Origin of the sequence: Ligilactobacillus acidipiscis DSM 15836 (genome assembly GCF_001435755.1) — a bacterium.
Lineage (GTDB): Bacteria > Bacillota > Bacilli > Lactobacillales > Lactobacillaceae > Ligilactobacillus > Ligilactobacillus acidipiscis.
This window is the reverse complement of sequence record NZ_AZFI01000259.1, coordinates 1-1,746: the sequence shown is the minus strand read 5'-3', so window position 1 is coordinate 1,746 and position 1,746 is coordinate 1. Positions and strand designations below refer to the sequence as shown.

Below are 1,746 nucleotides of genomic sequence, written 5' to 3'. Positions count from 1 at the left end.
ATGTTTTTAGCTCAGGAATTTGAACCGGAACATGTTTGTCTTTAAGCTTTGAATGTGGCCGCAGAAAGTTGAAATAAGTGGTAAAAAGTGCCACATGAGCGATCGAGCCAGCGTCTGAATTAAAACCACCCAACATTTTATAGTTACCTTTAAAAGTGCGATTTAAGCGCTCGATAATCTGTTTTAAAGGTCGATATTGGCGCGAAACCTCATCTTCATTGGTTAAGCCAATGACTTGCGAGATTTTAAAAGGGAAACCATTTTCTTTAAAAAAGGCCTGGGCTAACTTGTAAATGGGATTACCATCCACGATCAAGTTTAAATCTGCTGGAAGTGGATCCAGACGTCGAATGACATCAAAGATAGCTTGAATCGCGGTTTTAGTATCACGATGTGGACTGACACGATGTGACAAAATAATTTTATTAGTGGCATCAAAGAAGAAGTATATGTAGTGCCACTTTCCTGAAACTCGGATGTAAGTCTCATCACCACAGAACTGATCGGACAGCTGGTATGGATAGTGATCAGTAAAGGGTCTCACATAAGCTGCGACTGAGCGTGCGTAGTTCCGAATAGTTTGACCAGAGATTTTAACCTGGTGGACGTCATACATGAGTGCGGCAGTTTTTTCAGCTGACATCCCATAATTAACATGGTAGGTCAAAATCAGTCCTAAGACTTGGGGTGAACTATGAATGTTATTTAAGTTAACTCGTGTGGGAATGTCACTGTCTTGTTCTAGATCTGCCAGCTTAAGATGGAACTGACGGTAGATGTAACGCATTTTAAAACGATTTGGTTCACTTTTAAAAAGTTTGCGTTCCTTCTTAGAAAGCTTGCTTAATCTTTTTTGGTAATAAGGGCAATCGGTGTGTGGACAACGATAAATATCAAAGTCCTTGCGTGTTTTGATCTTATAAATTCGCCGTTCACAGTGGGGACATAATAGCTCGATATCTTTTGAGTGTTTCTTATGTGCAATAAAACGTTCACCACAAATTTTACAAACTAATTGTCCTTGTGCTCCATTGTTTTGATAGAGATAAATCTGTGGCGCACCACAATGTGGGCAGACGGAGTCTGCTGCCGGGCCTTGGTTTTGACCATGACGCACGATTGGTTTGATCGGTTTACCAGTGAGTTGGAATTTTTCTTGTAGTAATTGACGGTAATCAACGGTTTCTGCTTTAACCACTTTCGGCAGTTTGTCGATTGTTAATTTCTGGAAATCAAGGTCAGCCGGTTTATCAAACTGAGGCTTTTTAGAATATTTTTTAAAGGCGTTGATTTCTTCTTCAAGTTCATGAATTTTTTGAGATTGTTGGTCAATATGTTCGCATAAAAACTTGATAATTTTAAACAGATAAGTTATAAATGGAATTAGCACTTGTATCTCCTCTTTTCAGTTGGTGATTTGTGGTAATCTCATTTTAACTGACTTGTCTGGAGAGGCAAGTGTTTTTTTGTGTCCCGAAGTCTGACCTGGATGCTTGCAGGAATTATTTCGCCTCCAGTAGTTGCATGTCAAGAGCCGCTACGCTCTTCCTCTTGACATTCAACTACTTCCGGCAAGACCTGGTTGACAAGCATGCAAGGCACAGACTGGCAACTCAGGTTCACAATTTTGACTAAACGAAAATAGTAACAGTGGTGCTTTAAGGGGGGGATACTCAAAAAGCGGCTTAAAGCTTGTCACTGTTAGAATAACAAGGAAATAAAGAAATAAAATTTTGAATTACTTAA

At 39.5% G+C, this 1,746-nt stretch carries 1 protein-coding gene; it reads right to left on the bottom strand.

Annotated elements, in window-relative coordinates:
* Positions 1-1,390 (bottom strand): DDE-type integrase/transposase/recombinase (locus FC65_RS12625; protein ID WP_056972676.1); only part of this gene is annotated, 1,390 nt, incomplete at its 3' end.
* Positions 1,391-1,746: the final 356 nt, after the last annotated feature.